The 15,969-nt window shown below is 63.1% G+C and carries 16 protein-coding genes; 13 read left to right on the top strand and 3 right to left on the bottom strand.

What is annotated here, in order from left to right:
- The first annotated feature begins 1 nt into the window (after nt 1).
- From ACZ89F_RS00390 to phnE (ACZ89F_RS00340), 11 genes are all read left to right on the top strand, one after another.
- Nucleotides 2-1,114 carry a carbon-phosphorus lyase complex subunit gene (locus ACZ89F_RS00390; RefSeq protein ID WP_476089913.1) on the top strand — a complete coding sequence of 371 codons (1,113 nt, stop codon included), beginning with the start codon at nt 2-4 and terminating at the stop codon, nt 1,112-1,114.
- Complete coding sequence (fosX, locus tag ACZ89F_RS00385; protein ID WP_476089912.1) at nt 1,111-1,530, top strand: FosX/FosE/FosI family fosfomycin resistance hydrolase; 420 nt, start codon at nt 1,111-1,113, stop codon at nt 1,528-1,530. Before ACZ89F_RS00390 ends, fosX begins: the two co-directional genes overlap by 4 nt.
- A complete protein-coding gene (locus tag ACZ89F_RS00380) occupies nt 1,527-2,426 on the top strand; it encodes an alpha-D-ribose 1-methylphosphonate 5-phosphate C-P-lyase PhnJ (protein ID WP_476089911.1) in 900 nt (299 codons plus the stop codon). Before fosX ends, ACZ89F_RS00380 begins: the two co-directional genes overlap by 4 nt.
- Nucleotides 2,423-3,199 carry a phosphonate C-P lyase system protein PhnK gene (phnK, locus tag ACZ89F_RS00375; protein WP_476089910.1) on the top strand — a complete coding sequence of 259 codons (777 nt, stop codon included), beginning with the start codon at nt 2,423-2,425 and terminating at the stop codon, nt 3,197-3,199. Before ACZ89F_RS00380 ends, phnK begins: the two co-directional genes overlap by 4 nt.
- Nucleotides 3,200-3,254: 55 nt before the next feature.
- Nucleotides 3,255-3,962 carry a phosphonate C-P lyase system protein PhnL gene (gene phnL / locus ACZ89F_RS00370; protein ID WP_476089909.1) on the top strand — a complete coding sequence of 236 codons (708 nt, stop codon included), beginning with the start codon at nt 3,255-3,257 and terminating at the stop codon, nt 3,960-3,962.
- Entirely contained in the window at nt 3,959-4,576 is a 618-nt protein-coding gene (locus tag ACZ89F_RS00365) for a DapH/DapD/GlmU-related protein (protein WP_476089908.1), read from the top strand. Before phnL ends, ACZ89F_RS00365 begins: the two co-directional genes overlap by 4 nt.
- An 86-nt stretch (nt 4,577-4,662) precedes the next feature.
- On the top strand, nt 4,663-5,373 hold the full coding sequence (locus ACZ89F_RS00360; protein ID WP_476089907.1) for a DUF1868 domain-containing protein: 711 nt from the start codon (nt 4,663-4,665) through the stop codon (nt 5,371-5,373).
- A gap of 129 nt (nt 5,374-5,502) precedes the next feature.
- Entirely contained in the window at nt 5,503-6,360 is an 858-nt protein-coding gene (gene phnC / locus ACZ89F_RS00355) for a phosphonate ABC transporter ATP-binding protein (RefSeq protein WP_476089906.1), read from the top strand.
- Between the two features lie 171 nt (nt 6,361-6,531).
- The gene (gene phnD, locus ACZ89F_RS00350; RefSeq protein ID WP_476089905.1) at nt 6,532-7,440 is read left to right on the top strand and encodes a phosphonate ABC transporter substrate-binding protein; all 909 of its coding nucleotides are present in this window, start codon (nt 6,532-6,534) and stop codon (nt 7,438-7,440) included.
- A 58-nt stretch (nt 7,441-7,498) separates the two neighbouring features.
- A complete protein-coding gene (phnE, locus tag ACZ89F_RS00345) occupies nt 7,499-8,455 on the top strand; it encodes a phosphonate ABC transporter, permease protein PhnE (RefSeq protein WP_476089904.1) in 957 nt (318 codons plus the stop codon).
- Nucleotides 8,456-8,543: 88 nt separating this feature from the next.
- Nucleotides 8,544-9,911, top strand: a complete 1,368-nt coding sequence (gene phnE, locus ACZ89F_RS00340) for a phosphonate ABC transporter, permease protein PhnE (protein WP_476089903.1) — start codon at nt 8,544-8,546, stop codon at nt 9,909-9,911.
- A 249-nt stretch (nt 9,912-10,160) separates the two neighbouring features.
- On the opposite strand, the gene ACZ89F_RS00335 is transcribed toward phnE (ACZ89F_RS00340), so the two are convergent.
- From ACZ89F_RS00335 to ACZ89F_RS00325, 3 genes are all read right to left on the bottom strand, one after another.
- Entirely contained in the window at nt 10,161-11,012 is an 852-nt protein-coding gene (locus ACZ89F_RS00335; protein WP_476089902.1) for a sugar phosphate isomerase/epimerase family protein, read from the bottom strand.
- A gap of 39 nt (nt 11,013-11,051) precedes the next feature.
- Nucleotides 11,052-12,239: a Gfo/Idh/MocA family protein gene (locus tag ACZ89F_RS00330; RefSeq protein ID WP_476089901.1), complete on the bottom strand. Its 1,188-nt coding sequence runs from the start codon at nt 12,237-12,239 to the stop codon at nt 11,052-11,054.
- 156 nt (nt 12,240-12,395) lie between these two features.
- On the bottom strand, nt 12,396-13,451 hold the full coding sequence (locus ACZ89F_RS00325; protein WP_476089900.1) for a sugar phosphate isomerase/epimerase family protein: 1,056 nt from the start codon (nt 13,449-13,451) through the stop codon (nt 12,396-12,398).
- Nucleotides 13,452-13,851: 400 nt separating this feature from the next.
- On the opposite strand from ACZ89F_RS00325, the gene ACZ89F_RS00320 reads away from it, so the two are divergent.
- Both ACZ89F_RS00320 and ACZ89F_RS00315 read left to right on the top strand, forming a co-directional pair.
- Nucleotides 13,852-14,739 carry a sugar phosphate isomerase/epimerase family protein gene (locus ACZ89F_RS00320; RefSeq protein WP_476089899.1) on the top strand — a complete coding sequence of 296 codons (888 nt, stop codon included), beginning with the start codon at nt 13,852-13,854 and terminating at the stop codon, nt 14,737-14,739.
- Between the two features lie 59 nt (nt 14,740-14,798).
- Nucleotides 14,799-15,968 (top strand): mandelate racemase/muconate lactonizing enzyme family protein, encoded by a 1,170-nt coding sequence (locus ACZ89F_RS00315; RefSeq protein ID WP_476089898.1) that lies wholly within the window; start codon nt 14,799-14,801, stop codon nt 15,966-15,968.
- Nucleotide 15,969: the final 1 nt, after the last annotated feature.

The raw sequence follows: 15,969 nt of genomic DNA, 5'->3' as shown, positions 1-15,969 counted from the left end.
GATGTATGTCGCGGTAAAAGGTGGCGAAGCGGCCATTGCCAACGCCCACAGCCTGCTTGCCGACCGCCGGCGCGGCGACCGTTCGGTGCCGGCCCTTCGCCTCGACCAGATCGTCGAGCAGCTGGCGCTCGGCGTCGACCGGGTGATGAGCGAAGGCTCGCTCTACGACCGTGAACTGGCGGCACTCGCCATTGTCCAGGCACGCGGCGACATGATCGAGGCAATCTTCCTGGTGCGTGCCTATCGCACCACGCTGCCGCGCTTCGGCTACTCCAAGCCGATCGACACCGCCAACATGCTGGTCGAGCGGCGCGTGTCGGCGACCTACAAGGACCTGCCCGGCGGCCAGTTGCTTGGGCCCACCTTCGACTACACGCACCGGCTGCTCGATCCCGAGCTTGCGGCCGGCGCCGATGTCGCCGAGCCGCTGCAGCGCGAGACTGAAGCGCAAGCCATGCCGCGCGTTTCGGCGATCCTTGCCCGCGAAGGCCTGATCGAGCCGGACGGCGACATGCCGCAGGACCATGTCCCCGGCGACATCACCCGTGAGCCGCTGGAATTCCCGATGGCGCGCGACATCCGCCTGCAGGCGCTGTCACGCGGCGACGAGGGTTTCCTGCTGGCGCTCGGCTATTCCACGCAACGTGGCTATGCCCGCAACCATCCCTTCGTCGGTGAGATCCGCATCGGTGAGGTCGAGCTGGAGCTCGACGTGCCGGAACTGCCTTTCGCTGTGCCGCTCGGCACGGTGCGGGTCACCGAGTGCCAGATGGTCAACCAGTTCAAGGGTTCGGCCAAGGCGCCGCCGCAATTCACCCGCGGCTACGGGCTCGTCTTCGGCCAAAGCGAGCGCAAGGCGATGGCGATGGCGCTATGCGACCGGGCGCTGCGCGCCTCCGAGCTCGGTGAGGATGTCGTCGCCGCTGCCCAGGACGAGGAGTTCGTCATCTCGCATTCCGACAACGTCCAGGCGACCGGCTTTGTCGAGCATTTGAAGCTGCCGCATTATGTCGACTTCCAGGCCGAACTCGATCTCGTGCGCCGCATGCGCGCCGAATACGACGCGCACGAAAACCCCGCGAAGGTCGAAGAGAAGCGGGAGGCCGCGGAATGATCGAAGGCCTGTCCCACATGACTTTCATCGTCCGCGACCTCGACCGGATGACCGAAATCCTGACCGGAGTTTTCGAAGCGCGCGAAGTCTATGCCAGCGACGCCAAGCAGTTCTCGCTGTCGCGCGAAAAATTCTTCCTGATCGGCGACATCTGGATCGCCATCATGGAGGGCGAGCCCTTGCCGGAGCGCAACTACAACCACATCGCCTTCAAGATCGACGACGCCGATTTCGACCGCTACGCCGAGCGCGTCGGCAAGCTCGGGCTCGACATGCGGCCGCCACGCCCGCGCGTCGAGGGCGAAGGCCGCTCGATCTATTTCTACGACGATGACAACCACATGTTCGAACTGCACACCGGCACGCTCAATGAGCGGCTGGCGCGCTACGCCAAGGGATTTGAGGTCGCATCATGACCGACATCGCCACCTACAACTTCGCCTATCTCGACGAGCAGACCAAGCGGATGATCCGCCGGGCGATCCTCAAGGGCATCGCCATTCCCGGCTATCAGGTGCCCTTCGCCTCTCGTGAAATGCCGATGCCTTATGGCTGGGGCACCGGCGGTGTCCAGGTCACCGCTTCGATCATCGGCCCCGATGACGTGCTGAAGGTCATCGACCAGGGCGCGGACGACACCACCAACGCGGTGTCGATCCGCGCCTTCTTCAAGAAGGTCGCCAATGTCGCTGTCACCACCGATACCGCCAGCGCCACCATCATCCAGACCCGCCACCGCATCCCCGAGCATCCGCTGACGGCGGGCCAGGTGCTGGTCTACCAGGTGCCGATTCCCGAGCCGCTGCGCTTCCTGGAACCGCGCGAAACCGAAACGCGGAAAATGCATGCGCTGGAGGAATACGGCCTAATGCATGTCAAACTCTACGAGGACATCGCCAAGCACGGCCGCATCGCCACCACCTATGCCTATCCGGTCAAGGTCGAAGGTCGCTATGTGATGGACCCGTCGCCGACGCCGAAATTCGACAATCCCAAGATGCACCGCTCGCCGGCATTGCAGCTGTTCGGCGCCGGCCGCGAAAAGCGCATCTATGCGGTGCCGCCGTTCACCGAAGTGGTCAGCCTCGACTTCGAGGATCATCCGTTCGAGGTGCAGACCTTCGACCAGCCCTGCGCACTGTGCGCCGCCGAGAATGTCTATCTCGACGAAGTCATCCTCGACGACCATGGCGGCCACATGTTCGTCTGCTCCGACACCGATCACTGCGAGAAGCGGCGGGCGGACGGCCATCGCGGCCATCTTGCCCCGGAAACCCATCTTGCCTCTGAAACAATGGAGCCGGCGCGATGACCGACGAACCGCTGCTGCGCGTCTCGGCGCTCTCCAAATTCTACGGCTCGCGCGTCGGCTGCGACAACGTCTCCTTCGACCTGTGGCCGGGCGAAGTCCTGGCTGTCGTCGGTGAGTCCGGCTCCGGCAAGACGACATTGCTCAACTGCCTGTCGACGCGGCTGCTGCCCAGTTCCGGCACCGCCAGCTACCGCATGCGCGACGGCCAGTTCCGCGAACTTTACCGCATGAGCGAGGCCGAGCGCCGCTTCCTGATGCGCACCGACTGGGGTTTTGTCCATCAGAACCCCGCCGACGGCCTGCGCATGACGGTATCGGCCGGCGCCAATGTCGGCGAGCGGCTGATGGCGGTCGGCGACCGTCACTACGGCAAGATCCGCGCCACCGCCGTCGACTGGCTGTCGCGTGTCGAGATCAACGAGGACCGCATCGACGACGAGCCGCGCGCCTTTTCCGGCGGCATGCGCCAGCGCCTGCAGATCGCCCGCAATCTCGTCACCGGGCCGCGACTGGTGTTCATGGACGAACCCACCGGCGGCCTCGACGTCTCGGTGCAGGCGCGCCTGCTCGACCTGCTGCGGGGTCTGGTCACCGATCTTGGTCTGGCGGCCATCGTCGTCACCCATGACCTTGCCGTGGCGCGGCTTTTGTCTCAGCGCATGATGGTGATGAAGGACGGCCGCGTCGTCGAAAGCGGCCTCACCGACCGCGTGCTCGACGACCCACGAGCGCCCTACACGCAATTGCTTGTTTCCTCGATTCTGCAGGTTTGACGATGATTGCTCCAGCGCATGGCCCACAAACGAATGACTATGGGAGGGCCTTCTAGTGCCCACCCCCCTCGTCATTTCCGACGTAGCAAAAAGCTTCACCATGCATCTGCGCGACGGCATCAAACTGCCTGTTGTCGCCGGTGTCTCGTTCTCGATCAGGGCAGGCGAATGCACCGTGCTCGGCGGCCCGTCCGGTGCCGGCAAGAGCTCGATCCTGAAGATGCTCTACGGCAACTACGCCGTCGACGAAGGCCAGATCATCGTCATGCACGATGACGGGTTGATCGATCTCGCCACGGCCAGCCCGCGCACCGTGCTTGCCGTGCGCCGGCAGACGATCGGCTATGTCAGCCAGTTCCTGCGCACCGTGCCGCGCGTCTCGGCGCTCGATGTCGTCGCCGAACCGCTGGTCGAGCGCGGCGAGGATCGCGAGATTGCCCGTGGCAAGGCACGCGCCTTGCTGGCGCAGCTCAACCTGCCGGAGAAACTGTGGGCATTGCCGCCGGCGACCTTCTCCGGCGGCGAGCAGCAGCGCGTCAACATCGCACGCGGCTTCATCACCGAGCACCCGATCCTGCTGCTCGACGAGCCGACTGCCTCGCTCGATGCCAGGAACCGCGATGTCGTGATCGAACTCATCGCCGCCAAGAAGGCGGCTGATGTCGCCTTGCTCGGCATCTTCCATGACCACGACGTGCGTGAGGCGGTTGCCGACCGCGTCATCGACGTCACCGCTTTCGCTCCCGGAAAAATCGCCGCATGACGAGGAAATTGTCCGAGACACCGCTGGTCCATCCGACAGCGGAGGTGCAGAACTCGACGCTCGGCCGCTGGACCGAGATCGCCGACCGCAGCCGCGTGTCGGAAAGCGAGCTTGGCGACTATTCCTACATGATGCAGGATTGCGCTGTCTGGTGCGCAACGATCGGCAAGTTTTCCAACATTGCAGCCAGCGTGCGCATCAACGCCACCAATCATCCGACCTGGCGGCCGACGCTGCACCATTTCACCTATCGCGCCTCGGATTATTGGGACGACGCCGAGCACGAGAGCGAGTTCTTCGCCCAGCGCCGCGCCAGGCGGGTCACCATCGGCCATGACACCTGGCTCGGTCACGGCTCGACCATCCTGCCCGGCATCACCGTCGGCGATGGCGCCGCGGTCGGTGCCGGCGCAGTGGTCTCCAAGGATGTCGCCCCCTACACCATCGTCGCGGGCGTACCCGCAAAGCCGATCCGCGAACGCTTCGACCGCCGCACCGCCGAACGCTACCAGGCACTCGCCTGGTGGGACTGGGACCATGCAAGGCTACGCGCGTCGCTCGATGATTTTCGTTCGCTTGAGGCTGAGGCTTTTCTGGAAAAGCATGGCGGATAGTCTTCACATCATCGTCATGGGCTAACCGGTTTCATATCCCTGACACATCGCCCGGGCAGGACGCAGGCCTTTCCCTGGAGATCGCAATGTCCGTTTCTGTCAAATCGTCGCTCGCCGCATTCTTTGCCGGCTCAAATCCGAAGCCGCCGGTTCATCTCGGTACGCGCTACGACACATCAGGCAATTTCCTGATCGAGCCCGGCAACACGGTCGTCAGCCACCTCGTCAGCGGTTCATCGTCGGAGGCTGTGGTGCTTGCGGTGCGCGACCGTATGCTGGCGATGCAAGACGCCGACCGGCTGGCTTTCACGCCCGTCTCCAGCCTGCACATGACGCTGTTCCAGGGCATCATCGAATATCGCCGCCGCTTGCCCTACTGGCCGCAGGACGTGCCGCTCGACACCAGCATCGACGCCATGACCCGCCTCTATCTGGAACGCCTGAAGGGCTTCGAGGGCTTCGGCCCGTTCAAGATCAAGGTCGTCGAAGTTCTGCCGACCGGCCTCACCGTTGCCGGCGCGACCGACGACGATTTGCGCATCATGCGCGCCTGGCGCGACGCGCTGGCCGGGCCGTTCGGTTACCGGCATCCCGATCACGATACCTACGTCTTCCACATCACCTTCGCCTACCAGATCCAGCGCCTTGCAGACGACCGTGCGGCAGCGTGGCAGGCGCTGTTCGACGATTGCCTGGCACTTTTCGACCGGCAGGCACCAGAGATCGAGATCAAGGCGCCCGCCTTCTGCGCCTTCCGAGACATGAAGCATTTCGAGGAATTGCAGGTGCTCGGCTGATCGCCAGCCAGGCGCCGGTCGTCGCGCCTGTGGAGCGTAACAAAACTGACATCATCGCGACACGGCAGGTTCATGTGGCTGCGTTAGGCGAGAGCCTGACGATCAATGGTCCGGACTGGAACCTGCCCCATGCCAGCAACCTCTGCCACGCTCGAAATCCGCGGTGTCACCCGACGATTTGGCAAGAACACTGCCGTCAGCGACATCAACATCGCGATCCCGCAGGGTCAGATGGTTGGCATTATCGGCCGTTCGGGCGCCGGCAAATCAACCCTTCTTCGCATGATCAACCGTCTCATCGACCCCAGCCAGGGGTCGATTTTTTTTGACGGCGCCGAGGTCTCCCAGTTGCGCGGCTCGCCGCTGCGGCGCTGGCAGCGTGACTGCGCCATGATCTTCCAGCAGTTCAACCTGGTGCCGCGCCTCGACGTGCTGACCAATGTGCTGCTCGGCAAGCTGAACCACCGCTCGACCATCACCAACCTGTTCGGCATGTTCTCTCGCGCCGAATGCGCCGAGGCGATCGCAGCACTCGAGCGGCTCGACATTGCCCGCACCGCGCTGCAGCCCGCCGGCACCTTGTCGGGCGGCCAGCAGCAGCGCGTCGCCATTGCCCGCGCCATGATGCAGCAGCCCAGAGTGATCCTTGCCGACGAGCCGATCGCGTCGCTCGACCCGCTCAACGCCAAGGTGGTGATGGATTCGCTGCAGGACATCAATTTGCGCGAAGGCATCACCGTCGTCACCAATCTGCACACGCTGGATACCGCCCGCACCTATTGCAACCGCATCATCGGCATGGCCGCCGGCAAGGTCGTCTTCGACGGCCCGCCGGAAGAGCTCAACCGCGAGGCCGTGCGTCTCGTCTATGGCGCCGACAGCAATGGCCAGGAAATCTCCGAGGCCATCACCTCGACCACCGTTGCCTTCAGCCGAAAGATCGCCGCATCCGCCGGACCGCTCGAGCCCGCATTCCCGGGATATTGAGTCCATGATCCCGAAAAGTGGAAACCGGTTTTCTCGGACAAACGGGAACCGTTTTGTCCAGAGATCATGGACCAAAAAAGAGCGGCTGGGATCGCCAGCCCACGTCAAGGGCACCTGTCAAAATCGATAACGCTGCCGGCGCGGGGCCGGAACCTACAGGAGAGATATCCAATGTTCAGGAAGATGGTTTTCGGCGCCGTTTCGGTGCTCGCCATGGCGACCAGCATGGCGCATGCCGCCGATATGAAGGAATTTCGCGTCGGCATTCTCGGCGGTGAAAACGAAACTGACCGGCTGCGCAACTACCAGTGCCTCGCCGACCATTTAAAGACCGAATTCGGCTTCGAAAAGGTCTCGCTGTTCCCCGCCGCCGACTATGACGGCGTCATCCAGGGCCTGCTCGGCGGCACGCTCGACTTCGCCGAACTCGGCGCTTCCGGCTATGCCAGCGTCGTTCTCAAGGACCCGAAGGCGGTCACCCCGATCCTCACCACCCAGCAGACCGATGGCGCCACCGGCTATTATTCGATCGGCCTGGCGCTGAAATCCTCCGGCATCACCGACATCAAGTCGGCCAAGGGCAAGAAGCTCGGCTACGCCGATCCGGATTCGACCTCCGGCTACCTGATCCCGCTGACCCAGATCCCGAAGGACACCGGCGCTTCGAACGAAACCTTCTTCGCTTCGACCCAGTTCAACGGCGGCCACGAGAACAACGTCCTGGCCGTGCGTGACGGCAAGGTCGACGTGGCGGTGGACGATTCCTCCGGCATTGGCGACTTCAAGGACGGCTACACCTCCGGCACCTTCCACAAGGAAGTCGCCAAGGGCGCCGTCGACCCCAACGACTTCGTCGAAGTCTGGCGCTCGGGCCTGATTCCGAACGGCCCGCTGGTCGTGCGCACCGCGCTCGGCGACGACATGACCGCCAAGCTTGCTGCCTTCTTCACCGGCCTGCCCAAGAAGGACAAGGCTTGCTTCGAAGGCGTCGAAGGTGGCGATTTTACCGGCTACGTCCCGGTGAAGGCAGACTTCTACAACGTCATCGTCGAAGCCCGTAAGGCAGCCATCGGCGGCTAACGGCAAAAATCAGGAAGGGCGGCGTCGAGAAAACGCCGCCCTTCTTGCATGTCCGATCATGACCCTTTCCGAGACAGCCCCTTCCGGCGCCACTCACCAGATGGCCGACGCCTGGCGTCGCCAGACGTCGCTGCGCCGGCTCTACACAGCCATCGGTGTCGGCCTGCTCATTGTCGCGCTCGGCAGCACCATGTGGTTCGCCAACGAGGCCAATGCCGGACATTTCTTCGACCGGCTGCCGCATTTGCTGGATTTCCTGAGCTGGCTCGTCCCCAAGGACTGGAACGATGTCTGGCGGGCGATGTTCGACATCGCCTCTCCGCATGACACCGGTACCCAGGAATTCAACTTTCCGCTTGGCCGCGCCTATGTCTGGGGCGGCTTCTACATCCCTGAATATTTCGAGCTGATGCTGACCACGCTCAACGTGGCGCTGGTCTCGACCTTCATCGGCTTCGTCTTCGCCGTGCCGTTCTCCTTCATCGCCGCGCGCAACCTGACGCCGCATCCGGTGCTGCGGCTGATCGTCAAGCGCTTCATGGAACTGCTGCGCGCCTTTCCCGAGATCGTCATCGCTGGCCTGTTTGCGGCCATCGTCTCGATCGGTCCGATTGCCGCCATCATCGCCATCGGCCTGCATTCGATCGGCGCGCTGGGCAAGCTCTTCTACGAAATCAACGAGAACATCGACATGCGCGCCGAGGAGGGCCTGAGGGCGGTCGGCGCCAACTGGTTCGAGCGGGTGCGCTTTGCCGGCCTGCCGCAAGTGCTGCCCAACTTCATGTCCTACACGCTGCTGCGCGTTGAAATAAACGTCCGCATTTCCACCATCATGGGCGCGGTCGGCGGCGGCGGCATCGGCGAGGAGTTGAAGCTGTCGATCTCGCGTGGCTTCGGCGCCAAAACGATAGCTCTTGTGCTGCTCCTGTTCACGACGATCTTCATCGTCGACCAGTTCTCCGCCTGGCTGCGCCGCAAGCTTGTCGGCGAGCAGGCCTTCGTGATGGGGGCATGACCATGATCCCGAAAAGTGGCATCCGGTTTTCTCGGACAAACGGGAACCCGTTTTGTCCAAAGATCATGGCAAACCAGGAAGGCTACCCATGGCCACAATGACCGCCGATGAAATCCAGTCGATCGAAGAGCGCTTCCCGCAGGTGTTCCGGCGGCCGCTCCACAAGCGCTTCGGGCCGCTTCTGCTGGCTGGCGGCATCTTTCTCTACCTCCTTTACGCGCTGTGGTTTTTCAACCTGCCGCAGGTCATGCGGGAATCGCACTGGGAGCGCCTGCCGCTGTTTCTGACCCAGTGGATCAGCTACGACGTGCAGCCGATCTTCCGCCTCGATGAACCGCAGATCACCGCCAAATATCCACGCTTCTCGGTGCTCGGCCCGAATCCAAATCCGGACTGGGTCAAGACCAATGCCGATGGTTCGGTGACGATCCTGATCGACGGCACCGCCAAGTCGATCACCTTCAACAAGACGCAAGCGACGATAGTTTCCAACGGTGAAACCGTTGCAGTCGGGCTAGACACCGGCAAGCCGCTGATCTCCGGACCGGTTCCCGGCTGGATCACCGCGCATGAAGATGAGGTCGTCGCCGACATGGGCTTTGCCGGCGAGGCCCGCGTCGCCGTCGACCGCGTCAGGATACGCAAGCGTTTTCTCGGCTGGGCAAACTTCGTCTTCGACACCCGCTCGCCTTTCTTCGGCAAGTCGGCAAGCGAAGTGACCTCGCTGATCGTCTCCGGACCGGAACTGGAACCGGGCACGTCCAATCTGGCGCTGGCCGGCGACAACATCTGGAACAACGCCCAGTGGCAGCATGGCGATGTCTGGACGAAACTCTTGCAAACCATCGTCATGGCCTTTCTCGGCACCATGCTGGGCGGCATCGTCGCCTTCCCGCTGGCCTTCTTCGCCGCCCGCAACATCACGCCCAGCCGGCTGGTCAACCAGGTGCTCAAGCGCTTCTTCGACTTCATGCGTTCGATCGACATGCTGATCTGGGCGTTGTTCTTCACCCGCGCCTTCGGCCCCGGGCCGCTGGCGGGCAGCGCGGCGATCTTCTTCACCGAGATCGGCACGCTCGGCAAAACCTATTCCGAAGCGCTGGAGAACATCGACGACAAGCCGCGCGAAGGTGTCACCTCGACCGGAGCCAACGGCCTCCTGGTGCAACGCTACGGCGTGCTGCCGGAAGTGGTGCCGGTGTTCATCAGCCAGACGCTCTACCAGTGGGAATCCAACACCCGCGGCGCAACCATCATCGGCGCCGTCGGCGCCGGCGGCATCGGCCTGAAACTGTGGGAGGCGATGCGCACCAACTCGAACTGGGCCAACGTCTTCTACATGGTGCTGCTGATCCTGCTCGTCGTCTTCATCTTCGACAACATTTCCAACTTCCTGCGCCGCCGGCTGAGCCAGACCATCCACGATTACAACAGGATCCAGGTCGAGCAGGGATGATCGTCAATTGGGCGAAAAGTCGGCGGGACAGCACCCCCCTCTGGCCTGCCGGCCATCTCCCCCGCAAGGGGGGAGATCGGGCGGTTCCGCTGACGGCGCCGTCCTTCCAACGCCTAAGATTAGCGAAGGCCGACGGACATCCGATCTCCCCCCTTGCGGGGGAGATGTCCGGCAGGACAGAGGGGGGTGTGAAGGAACGCGGCGGCAGGTGTCGGGCGGCTTTGCTCAGCCCCACTATGAGGAGGGCGCCTAAGCCGCCTTCTTCCAACCATTCCTGATATGCTTGTACCCATCCCGGTACACCGCTTCCGGGCTCTCGGAAAAATCGCGCCACACCTTGGTCGCCGCCGCCAAATCCTTCAGCGAACGGCCGAACGCCTCGATGGTCAGCCAGTCGTCATAGCCGCTCTTGCGGATGGCCGAGAACGTTTCCTTCCACGGAATGTTGCCGCGTCCCGGCACGCCGCGATCGTTCTCAGAGATGTGGATGTGCACGACATTCCGGCGGTGTTTTGTGTAGGCGCCGATCGGGTCGGCCTCCTCGATATTGGCGTGGAAGGTATCGTACATCGCCTTGATGTGCGGCCGGTCGATGGCGTCGATATGCTCCGATAGATCCGCCATCGTGTTGAGGAGATAGCATTCGAAGCGGTTGAGCGCCTCGAGCCCGATGGTGACGTTCCTCTTGCCGGCATGATCGCCGATGGCGCGTTGCGAGGCGACCGACCGCTTTTTCTCGGCGACCGTCGGCCCAGCGCCGGAAAAGGCGCCGAGCGTCGAATGCAGCGGGCCGCTCAGCGTAGTGGCGCCGAGCGCATTGGCGCAGTCGATAGCCCATTTCATATAGTCGACACCGGCCTTGCGCGTTGCCGCATCGGCCGCGATCAGGTTCATCGCCGGATCGCCCATGGCCGAAACCGCGGTCCGCTCCAGCCCGATCCGGTCGAGCAGCTCGCCGAGCTTTTTGTAGTCGTCCGGCGTTCCGGCGAAGATCGGTATCTCGACGCCATCGAAGCCGGTCGCCTTGATGTCGCGAAGCAGCTTCTCGTGCTTCTTCGACACGGCCGTCGTCCACAAGAACATGCACATGCCGATTTTCATCGACGCCCCCTCCCCTTGAATCCCCCCGGATTTTTTATTTTAGAGCTTCGTCCATGCTCCATTCTTCTTCGACGACTTCACGCAGGCCTCGATGAAGGCCATGCCTTCGACGCCGTCGTGAATGGTCGGAAAGACGACATCCTTTGCCGGCTTGCCGCCCTTGCGACGCGCCGCCCGGATGGCCCTCGCGGCCTCCTGGTAGATGTTGGCGAAGCCTTCGAGATAGCCCTCGGGATGGCCTGACGGCACGCGGCTGACACGGCCCGCCACCGGCAGCGCGCCGGCACCGTTGCGGGTGATCAATTGCTTCGGCTGACCGAACGGCGTGTACCAGAGATAGTTCGGGTCGGCCTGCACCCATTCCAGCCCGCCCTTCGAGCCATAGATGCGCAGCTTCAACCCGTTCTCATGACCCGGCGCCACCTGGCTTGCCCAGATCATGCCCTTGGCCGGATGCGTCTTGCCCGCAGGCTTGAAGCGCAGCATGACGTTGACGTTGTCATCGAGCAACCGTCCCGGCACGAAGGCGTCGAGATCGGCTGAAAGGGAGTCCAGTTCCAGCCCGGAGACGAAACGGGCGAGGTTGTAGGCATGCGTGCCGATATCGCCCAGCGCGCCGCCGGCGCCTGCCTGTTTCGGATCGCCGCGCCACGCCGCCTGCTTTTGGCCTGTCGCCGCCAAATCTTCGGTCAGCCAGTCCTGCGGATATTCGGACTGCACGATGCGGATGTCGCCGAGCACGCCCTTGGCGACCATTTCGCGCGCCTGCCGCACCATAGGATAGGCTGTGTAGTTGTGCGTCAGCACGAACACCTTGCCGGTCTTCTCGACCACGGCGGCCAGCTTCTTCGCCTCGGCCAGTGTGGTTGCCAGCGGCTTGTCGCAGATGACGTGGATGCCGGCCTCCAGGAAAGCCTTTGCCGCCGGTACATGCACATTGTTGGGCGTGACGATGGCCACCGCCTCGATGCCGTCGGGCCGCTTGGCCTCGGCCTTGGCCATCTCGGCATAGGACGCGTAGCTGCGATCGGGGTCGAGCCCGAGCTCGGCGGCCGAGGCTTTTGCACGAGCGGGGTCCGATGACAGCGCCCCGGCGACCAGCACGAAGTCATTGTCCAGGCGCGCCGCGATCCGGTGCACCGCGCCGATGAAGGCGCCTTGCCCGCCGCCGACCATGCCGTAGCGGATCGGGCCGCCTCCCGTTTCCGACTTCGATGCGCCGACCATGTTTTTCTCCCTCGTGTCTGAGATATCCCTCCCCTCGAGGGGAGGGTGGCCCGAAGGGCCGGGTGGGGTCGGTTCATGCCGAGCTCTACGCCCGGCGACCCCACCCCGATCCGCTGCGCGGATCGACCCTCCCCTCAAGGGGGAGGTAACACCGCGTCAGATTCCCATCATCCCGCGCAGCACCTTCTTGTCCGTAGCGCCTCCGGCGAAATCGTCGAATGCCTTTTCCGTCACCCGGATGATGTGATGCTCGATGAAGGGCGCGCCCTCGGCCGCACCGTCTTCCGGATGCTTCAGGCAGCACTCCCACTCCAGCACAGCCCAGGAATCATAATCGTATTGCGTCAGCTTGGAAAAGATGCCGCCGAAATCCACCTGCCCGTCGCCCAGCGAACGGAAGCGGCCAGCGCGGTTGGTCCAGCTCTGATAGCCGGAATAGACGCCTTGCCGGCCCGTCGGATTGAACTCGGCGTCCTTGACGTGGAACGCCTTGATGCGCTCGTGATAGATGTCGATGAATTCGAGATAGTCGAGCTGCTGCAACAGGAAGTGCGACGGATCGTAGTTGATGTTGCAGCGCTTGTGGCCGCCGACCGCATCGAGGAACATCTCGAAGGTGGCGCCGTCGAACACATCCTCGCCGGGATGGATCTCGTAGCCGACATCGACGCCATTGTCCTCATAGACATCGAGGATCGGCTTCCAGCGCTTGCCGAGTTCGGCGAACGCTTCCTCGATCAGCCCGGCCGGCCGCTGCGGCCACGGGTAGAGGTAAGGGAAAGCCAACGCTCCGGAGAAAGACACCGAGGCCTTCAGGCCAAGGTTCTTCGACGCCTTGGCGCCGAACTTCATCTGTTCGACCGCCCATTTCTGCCGCGCTTTCGGATTGTTGTGCACCGAAGCCGGCGCAAAGCCGTCGAACTGCGCATCATAGGCCGGATGCACCGCCACCAATTGGCCCTGCAGATGCGTCGACAGCTCGGTGATCTCGACGCCGGCGTCGGCGCAGGTGCCCTTCACCTCGTCGCAATAGGCCTTGGAAGAGGCCGCCTTCTTGAGATCGAACAGCCGCGCGTCCCAGGTCGGAATCTGCACTCCCTTGTAGCCGAGACCGGCCGCCCATTTGGTGATCGACGCCAGCGAGTTGAACGGCGCGGCGTCGCCCGCGAACTGCGCCAGAAACAGTCCAGGGCCCTTCATTGTCGTCGGCATCGGCATCCTCCCTCATTGTTCTCGCGACCGAGCATAGCGCCGATTGAAAGCAGGGCCAGCCACTTTGGTCTTTTCTCAACGGGCGCTTGCACGCACCGCCATTCTGGTATTACCAAATATGCGAATTTGGTCAAGCCTCGCGATACGCCATCGAGGCCGTGAGTTCGCACGAAACAATGATATATATCTCAATATAATCAATGAAGTAATTCCAAAAGAAAGTTGCATTCCCGCGCTTCTTGCCGTCCCGCAGAATTTGCTGTAGACCTCCCTTCAGGCCCAATTGGTCGAACCAGTTTGCGAGAAAAGGCTGGGGACGCCTTGGGGAGGAACCCTTGCGTCGCCTTTTGGCGATGCATGTCGCAGGCGAACCATAGAGACGAATTGGGAAGGACAGACCATGCATCTTTCGACGCACAACTGGATGCGCGCGGAACCCTTGGAGACGACGCTCAAGCGCATCAAGAAGTTCGGGTATGAGTCGATCGAGATTTCCGGCGAGCCCGAGCAGTACAAAACCAAGGAGACGCGCGTGCTGCTGAAGGAGCATGGCATCCGCTGCTGGGGCGCGGTGACGCTGATGCTGGGCGAGCGCAACCTCGCGGCCAAAAACCAGGGCCAGCGCGAGCGCTCCGTTCAGTATGTCAAGGACGTGCTGACCATGGTCAGCGAACTCGATGGCGAGATCATCACGTTGGTTCCGGCAACCGTCGGCAAGGTCGTGCCTGACGGCACCGAGGAAGAGGAATGGAAGTGGGTTGTCGACGCGACCCGTGAATGCTTCACCCATGCCAAGAAGGTCGGCGTCAAGATTGCGGTCGAACCGCTCAACCGCTTCGAGACCTATCTGTTCAATCGCGGCGCGCAGGCGCTCGCGCTGGCTGACGCGGTTAGCCCCGAATGTGGCGTCTGCCTCGACGCCTACCACATCCACATGGAAGAATTTAACGTCTATGACGCGATCCGGCAGGCCGGAAAGCGCCTGTTCGACTTCCACGTCGCCGACAACAACCGCTTCGCCGCCGGTCTCGGCCAGATCGACTGGCCGAAGATCGTCGCCACCTTGCGGGAGATCGGCTACGACGGCGCGCTGACCAACGAGTTCGTTGCGCCCGTCGACCGGACACCGGCTGCACCCTATCCCGACATGGTCGAGCGCAATCCGGTCGACATCTCGCCCGAACAGCTGAAGTTCATCCAGGACCACGGCTCCAGCGTGCTCACCGAGAAATTCTACACCGACCAGATGCGCATCAACGCCGAAACGTTGCTGCCGCTGATCAAGTAGCCGGCTGCCTGTTGGGAAATTTGCCCTTCCGCCAGACGGCGGCAGGGCTGGGGAAGAATATGCGCATCAAGACCGTCCAAGCCTGGTGGGTCCGCATCCCGATCGAAGCCGCTCGGCAACACCGCAGCGATTTCGGCCAGGTGACGACCTTCGACGCCGCCATCCTGCGCGTCGAAACCGATGACGGGCTGGTTGGCTGGGGTGAAGGCAAGAACGCCGCCGGCAGCGCCGGCAGCTACGGCGCCCTCATCCACATGCTGAACCATGAGATTGGGCCGCAGTTGATCGGCCGAGATCCGGCCGACATCGGCGTCATCTGGGAGATGCTCTACAATGGCGTGCGCCACGACAGCGCCGCCCGCGCCGGCCACGCCATGCCGCAGCTGGCGCGGCGCGGCATGAGCATCGCCGCCATCAGCGCCGTCGACATCGCGCTGTGGGACATCCTCGGCAAATCGCTTGGCGTTCCCGTCTGGCGGCTGCTCGGCGGCCGCAAACTCGATCGCATGCCGGCCTATGCCTCCGGCGGCTGGGCGGCCGCCGACGCCATCGGCGAGCAGTTGAAGTCCTATATCGCCAAGGGCGGCTTCAAGGCGCTGAAGATGCGGGTTGGCGCCATGGACGGCGCAGCACACATTTCCGCCACCCGCGTGCGCGCCGCACGTCAGGCGCTCGGCCCCGATGTCGAGCTGATGGTCGACGCGCACGGTACCTACACGGTGGCCGAAGCCAAGCGCTTCATCCACCTTGTCAACGATCTGGACCTCGCCTGGTTCGAGGAGCCGATCATCGCCGACGACAAGCCCGGCATGGCTGAAGTGCGCGCATCAGGCTCCGTTCCGATCGCCACCGGTGAAAGCGAGGCGACACGCTATGCCTTCCGCGACCTCGCCGTGCTGAAAGCCGCCGACATCTTCCAGCCCGATCCAGCCTTCTGCGGTGGCATCAGCGAGGCGATGAAGATCGGCACCATCGCCAGCGCCTTCAATTTGCGCTTTGCGCCGCATCTGTGGGCCGGCGCACCCTGCTTCTTCGCCGGCTTGCATATCTGCGCCGCCTCGCCGTCGAGTTTTACCGTCGAATATTCGCTCGGCGCCAACCCGATGATCCATGATCTGATCGAAGAGACTGTCGAAGCCACCGACGGTATGATAGCGATCCCGGAAAGACCGGGTCTGGGATTCACCATTTCGGAGCGGTTCCTGGAGGCGCACGCGCAACGCGGTTGAC

The sequence above is a fragment of the Mesorhizobium sp. USDA 3734 genome, from assembly GCF_056279665.1.
Note: the sequence above shows the minus strand (reverse complement) of the source record. Positions and strands in the feature narration are given on the sequence as shown.